Annotated in this window: 4 protein-coding genes; all 4 read right to left on the bottom strand. The window is 46.1% G+C overall.

Annotated elements, in window-relative coordinates; all coding sequences use genetic code 11:
* Window positions 1–564 precede the first annotated feature (564 nt).
* A complete protein-coding gene (locus tag ACT3ID_RS15640) occupies window positions 565–768 on the bottom strand; it encodes a hypothetical protein (protein ID WP_491542987.1) in 204 nt (67 codons plus the stop codon).
* On the bottom strand, window positions 765–1,172 hold the full coding sequence (locus tag ACT3ID_RS15635; protein ID WP_491542986.1) for a carboxymuconolactone decarboxylase family protein: 408 nt from the start codon (window positions 1,170–1,172) through the stop codon (window positions 765–767). Before ACT3ID_RS15635 ends, ACT3ID_RS15640 begins: the two co-directional genes overlap by 4 nt.
* Window positions 1,173–2,310: 1,138 nt before the next feature.
* Window positions 2,311–3,936, bottom strand: coding sequence for a hypothetical protein (locus ACT3ID_RS15630; RefSeq protein ID WP_491542985.1), 1,626 nt, complete (start codon window positions 3,934–3,936; stop codon window positions 2,311–2,313).
* Between the two features lie 1,219 nt (window positions 3,937–5,155).
* On the bottom strand, window positions 5,156–6,535 hold the full coding sequence (locus tag ACT3ID_RS15625; RefSeq protein ID WP_491542984.1) for a nucleotide sugar dehydrogenase: 1,380 nt from the start codon (window positions 6,533–6,535) through the stop codon (window positions 5,156–5,158).
* Window positions 6,536–6,551 lie beyond the last annotated feature (16 nt).

Genomic DNA, 6,551 nt, shown 5'->3' with positions numbered 1-6,551 from the left:
TGGTTCGGAGGTGCAACCTCCTCACAACGAAAGTGTGTTTCCTATCTCGTGCCGATGCTCTGCGTCGGCACGTTCAATTCTCATTATTAGTTGGGGCTTAGCTGTGAGAGGGTTGTACCCTCGAACTATCAACTTGAAAATTCAATCTACGGACTGCCTGGTTCATCTATCGAATGGTTCGGAGGTGCAACCTCCTCACAACGAAAGTGTGTTTCCTATCTCGTGCCGATGCTCTGCGTCGGCACGTTCAACTTCTCCATTATTAGTTGGGGCTCAGCTGTGAGAGGATTGTACCTCGAACTATTAACTTAAAGATTCAACCTACGGACTGCCTGGTTCATCTATCGAATGGTTCGGAGGTGCAACCTCCTCACAACGAAAGTGTATTTTTGAGAGGGTGTGTACTCCCGACCTTCCTCTTTATCTTTTGTATCAGTCGCGGATCTGGAAACCGTTCAGCTGCAGAGCCACTGAAAAAAGAAATTGGGCGGCGAATTGCAGGACTCTAATAAAAAAAGGGACAGCGTGTAACTCACTGTCCCTTTTCGATTTCATATTTAAAGGTCAGGCTATTTCATCCTGTTTGCCTAACTGCTTCGTCTCTGCATCGTAGGCAGATAATATCTGCTTTAGTTGTTCTCTGGCTCCATCAGGAATTTCTCCTTCCGCGCCATCGACCACCCAGCGTGCTGCTGAAACAAGAGCTGCTAGCTCATAGGCATGCATCGTAATCCTGAAAGACGAAGAATGTATGCGTTCGAGTTTCATTCTTCTGCAGGTGCATGTTCTTTCACATGATCCACCATGCGCTCCAACTCTTCGGAAAACAGTTCATAATCTTGCTGCATGCCGTTCAGATATGCACTCCATCCTATCGACATTTTAGCATAATGTACTGCCTCCTGGATCTCTTCCTCGGTTGCTCCGAAGAGACGGGCAGCTTCGGTATGGAATAATGTACAATAGCGGCATTTTGTCTCCGAATGGATTGCTAAGCCAATAAGCTCTTTGTACTTGTTGGGAATACGTGTTTCTCCCAATTCCAGGCGCTTAAAGAGCTCCCATTCAAAATCAAAGTACTCATCCGGCATCTTCTTGAAAAAAGTGGGGACGAGTCCCAGGGTTTCTTTCATTTCCTGCTCTGCTTGTTCTCTGATTCGTGATTCGGCCATAATTGTCTCCTCCTTATTTAGGTTGGAATAAGTTTTATTGAGGCAACGGCCGTCTGAATGACTCATTAGACAAAACACTCAAGAGCCATCTCTATGCTTTTTGTATATTCAATATAAACAACTATTTACAGTCAATATCAAGAGGTTAATTTTCTTTTTTTAGTATCAGATATGGATGATATTGAATGTTTGTTCGGAGGTACAACCTCCTCACAACTTAGGTTTTACATTCCGCATCGGAGTGCGGAGTGACGATAAGGTGATTATGAACAGGCGCACGTGCTATGGAGTGGGGGGCTCCTGTGCCCGGCCTTGAAAGGACCGGGCTGTGAAGAAAACCCATAAAGCTGCCTGAAGGCAGCTTGGTTCATACCCTTTTGTTCGAGGGTACAACCCTCTCACAACTAAGGGAGTGGGGCAAAAAGGCAAATAGAAATTCTCCCCTTCCGCAGGCGGACGTAGTCACAAGGGGAGATGTAAGAGGGGTTGCTTTTCCAAACTAATAAAAAGCAGTGTCAAACTGCTGTGCCCGGTAATGCAATGTAAAGGAAGCGGAGTCGAATATATCTCCCTGACAAGGCCCGTGTAGAATCTAAAGGATATCTTTTACACACTTGCGAGCTATCTCTGGGAGACCCTTCGACTTACGCTCAGGGTGACATCGACGTTGTTTGGGATCTAAAGGTTTTGCCTCTTGCACACCTGTGGACTATTTATGGAGATCTGTCGATACCGTTCAGGCAATAATTAGAACGCACCCCGCTCCCAAGAGACGGACCCACCCAACTCCCTTCCGCCAATAGTCGGACGGGCTCCTCCGATGCAGAGAGGGATTTCCATCTCGTGCCGATGCTCTGCGTCGGCACGTTCAATTTTTCCATTATTAATTGGGGCTGAGCTGTGAGAGGGGTGTATCCTCGAACTATCAACTTGAAGATTCAATCTACGGACTGCCTGGTTCATCTATCGAATGATATCTCCTCACAGCTACGCTGGCGCAAATCTGTGACTTGTGCCAGAGGATATCAACGAGAATAACTACCGGTGTGATGGTTTTCTTCCTCCGAGATGCTGTCAATTGTTGCTTTTTCTATCCATCGGATGGCAAATCCAGCCATCCGATGGGTTTAAATTATTTCTAAAAAGTGAACTGACCGTAAACGCGGAAGAGTCCGATAAAGCGCTCGTTGGTAACTCCTTCTATATTCTGGTAATTGTCAGTAATATTATAGCCCATGTCGGCATCGAGCCAGAAGTTGAAGCGTATGTCTTTGGACGGATCCCCCAGAAAACCACCCATCGGCTGGTAGCGCAGGTAGAGCGAGGGACGTAACGTGCGCTGGACGGTGCCGGCCAGGATGTGAGGAATCTGGGTTCCATCCGGCTCGGTAAACTCCCGCAGGTCACGCAGATCTTCGGTTCCTTTTAAAAACACCGTCATGCCCGGTTCAACTTTGAACCCCTCCGCCCAATCGGGATAAAAGGTAGCATACATTTTCGTACGGATATAGTCGCTAAAGTTTGTTGCCAGCCCGCGCTGGGCGTAAGTCCACTGATCCTGATAACTACCTGATCGATATGAATTAGAACTCACAAAATCAGCTTCCAAGCCAAGATCGAAACGATCAGCTATATTTGTCAGCGTTAAAGAGTTATTGAGGGTGTAAACAGCAGGCAAAAACTTGTCATTCTCTTTCTTTTTATCGCGATCAGCCAATGTGATCTCATCAATCATAAGCTGTGTATAAAAAGTAAGCGAGCGGTAGTTATACCACAGGCTCCCTCCCAAGACTAAATTTGTATTGTAATCACGCGGTTTGTTGTGGGCGGAGAAATACAGAAAATGAAGTGGGATTAAATTACGAATAGAAATACTAGCTGTCTCATTATAATATAACTCTCCTTCCATAAGGCTGAATTTCAGGTTTGGAACCGGACTCCAATCCAGACGATGTAAAAACAGGTAGCGGCTAACCGCACCAGGTTCTGTTGCACGTCCGCTAAAGGTACTGTCGGCATTCATAGTATCCATCTCTCCCAAAATGCTGCTGAAAGAGATCTTATCGCTGCCGAATCGGAGTTGAATCTGGTCAAAGGACTGTGGATTATCAGTTAAAAATCCACCCTGCTGATCATAGATGCTCCAGTGATTGTCAAAACGACCTACATATATATCAAAGATATCACTGTTATATCCGAAGTAAGCTTCTTCACTCCTGATATAGAGCCGGCGGGCGGTATCGAGTCCGTCGGGATCAATATCGTAAAACCAATCGTGGGTAATACCGGCCTGACCGATCCAGTTTTTCCACTCCAGATATCCATTTAGCTTCCCTCGAGGCAATACCGTCTTCCCATCTCCCAGGGGATAGTCCACATTGAGGCGCTCGCTGCTGCTTCGGCGCAGGGCGGGTTCAAACAATCCGCCGACGCGCATGCTGTCAACATTCGGGGGACGTTCTTCTACACTTTTATTCAACCTCTCCACCCATCGCTGTTCCCTGGAATTCAAGTTGTCCGATTCGATCTCATCCAGCGCCTGTCGCAGATCTTTAACGGCGTACGGAAGATCGGTGGGATTGAGCTGCAACAGATGTCCTCTTTGCTGGAGCTGCTTGATATATTCGTACTGCCAGCTCTGGGTGTGAATGAGTCGATTATCTTGGGAATAACTGTCGAAGGGAAATATGATGAACAGCATCAGCAATATAATACTGATAGCAAAATAGCTGAAGTTGTATACTTTATTTAATTTTCTGAACATTCGATCAGATGATATTTGTTTATCTATCATTTTAAAGCCGTGGATAAGATCAGTTTTTTAATTATGAATATCTAGGTTGGTTGAAGGTTGAAGGCTTAATGTTCTGTGAGACGTAATACGTGATTCGGGGGTTAGGGTGCTGGTTTGTTCTCTCACTACCGTTCTTTTTTCCCATACAGGATCTTCTTTTGCAATGAGGTATTTTTACCACGGAAACACTAAAACATGAAGAGACACCATGAAATCAACGTTGTTTTGCGTAGGAAAGGATAAAATTTGATGTCTTTGCGGGCTCCGACCCGCAATCTCGCACGGCAACTAAATTGAAACAGGTAATGAACTTGACCAGCGGCTTGTTACAGGTAGCGTTGTTCAAAGTGATTTAACATATCGTTATCACCTGCTGTTCGAGAGCCCGGATCAAGCCTGTCCTCCGGAGCTTCAGCATAGGCGGGTCCGGGATGACGTTAATCAACAAGTTAAAAAGCAGTGTCATACTGAGCGGAGCTCCGAAAGCTTTCGGAGCGTAGTCGAATGTATCTCCCTGACCAGGCCCGCGTAGAATCTAAAGGATATCTTTCACACCCTTGCGAGCTATCTCTGGGAGACCCTTCGACTTACGCTCAGGGTGACATCAACTTTGTTTGGGATCTAAAGGATTTTCCTTTTACACACCTGCGGACTAGTTCAGGGAGATTCTTTGGCTCCATTCATCGTTGTCATTCTTTATTTGTAGTTGAAAGAGAATTATACCCTCAAACTGCCTGTAGTCAAACCCACCCCGCCTCCGCTATCGCGGAGCCACCCCTCCAAGGAGGGGACTTTTGTAGCTTGTGACCAGCCTGCATGGTTTTGGGTAGGAAGAATAAAACTTGATGTCATTGCGGGCTCCGACCCGCAATCTCGCACGGCAACTAACTTGGAATAGGTAATGAACTTAACCAGCGGCTTGTTAACAGGTAGCGTTGTTCAAAGTGATTTAACATACCTTTATCACCTGCTGTTCGAGATCCCGGATCAAGTCCGGGATGACGTCAATTGGTGGCCCCAACAAGTAAAAAGCAGTGTCATACTGAGCGGAGCTCCGAAAGCTTTCGGAGCGTAGTCGAATGTATCTCCCTGACGAGGCCCGCGTAGAATCTAAAGGATATCTTTTGCACACTTGCGAGCTATCTCTGGGAGACGCTTCGACTTACGCTCAGGGGGACATCGGCTTTGTTTACGCTTGCCAGATGTGGATATCAGATTTTGGTTCTATGCCGTTCATTTCATTGCGGCTATCGATGATGCAATCGGACCAGCGGGCCAACTGTTTGTAATTGATATCTGAATGATTGGTTGAGATAACCACGGCATCATAGCTGCTTATCATATCTTCATTCCATTCAACACTTTCGGTGCCGGTCCAGTTGTCATACTCACGTGTTTCCCAAATTCTTGGAATATGGGGATCATAATAGGATACATTGGCGCCGTACTCCTCAAGCAGATCCATAATCTTAAAGGTCGGTGATTCCCGTATGTCATCAATGTCGGGTTTATAGGCAAGACCGATTACCAACACATTGCTGCCGTTGAGTGCTTTTTTATGAGCATTCAAAGCCTTCAGGGTCTGATCGACAACATACTGCGGCATCGAGGTGTTGATTTCACCAGCCAATTCTATAAATCGTGTATTTTGCTCATGCTCCCGCGCCTTCCAGGTCAGGTAAAAAGGATCAATGGGAATACAATGTCCGCCCAAGCCCGGACCCGGTGTAAATTTCATAAAGCCAAACGGCTTTGTATCAGCAGCATCCAGCACCTCATGGACGTTAATATTCATCTTCTGAAATACCACCTTCAGCTCGTTCACCAAAGCGATGTTAACAGCTCGAAATACATTCTCGGTAATCTTTACAGCCTCGGCTGTTTTTGTATCAGAAACCGGAACCGTTTCCGTGATAGCCGTATCGTAAAGAACGCAGGCCAGGTCAATGCCTTCTTCGGTATGTCCACCAACAACTTTGGGTATGCTGCCGGTGTTGAAGTCGGCATTGCCCGGATCCTCACGCTCCGGGCTGTAGGCCACATAGAAATCTTCTCCGGCTGTAAGGTTGGATTTTGATTCTAATATTGGAATAATCAGTTCTTCAGTGGTACCGGGATAAGTAGTAGATTCCAGGATTACGAGCTGATCCTCTCTAAGATTTTCACCGATTGCCATGGCCGTTTTTTCAACATACTGCATATCCGGCTCACGATGCTCATCCAATGGTGTAGGCACACACATAAGCAGTGCATCAGGCTCATTCATTCTGCTAAAGTCGACCGTTGCACCACAGCGATCACTGTCGGCCAATACCGACATCATTTTTTCTCCCAGATGTTTAATGTAAGGCTGACCTTTATCAATGCAGTCGATCTTATCCTGGTCGATATCAAATCCCATTACCGGAAGTCCCGCTTCATGGAAAGTCCACATCAGGGGCAATCCAACATAGCCGAGACCTACAATGCCAACGATATACGTTTGCTTTTCGATCTTATCAGGTAGCTCGCTTAATATTCCACCCTTTTTCTTGTTTTGTTTAACTGTCTTAATATTGTAATTATCCATATGGACTCATTACTGC

The sequence above is a fragment of the Fodinibius sp. GM108 genome (genome assembly GCF_058386985.1).
The sequence above is the reverse complement of the archived record's forward strand: the minus strand, read 5'-3'. Positions and strand labels throughout refer to the sequence as shown.

Excerpts from the sequence above, each read along its gene's own strand:
- ACT3ID_RS15630 (WP_491542985.1), bottom strand. The coding sequence starts at position 3,936 with ATGTTCAGAAAATTAAATAAAGTATACAACTTCAGCTATTTTGCTATC.
- ACT3ID_RS15625 (WP_491542984.1), bottom strand. The coding sequence starts at position 6,535 with ATGGATAATTACAATATTAAGACAGTTAAACAAAACAAGAAAAAGGGT.
- ACT3ID_RS15635 (WP_491542986.1), bottom strand. The coding sequence starts at position 1,172 with ATGGCCGAATCACGAATCAGAGAACAAGCAGAGCAGGAAATGAAAGAA.
- ACT3ID_RS15640 (WP_491542987.1), bottom strand. The coding sequence starts at position 768 with ATGAAACTCGAACGCATACATTCTTCGTCTTTCAGGATTACGATGCAT.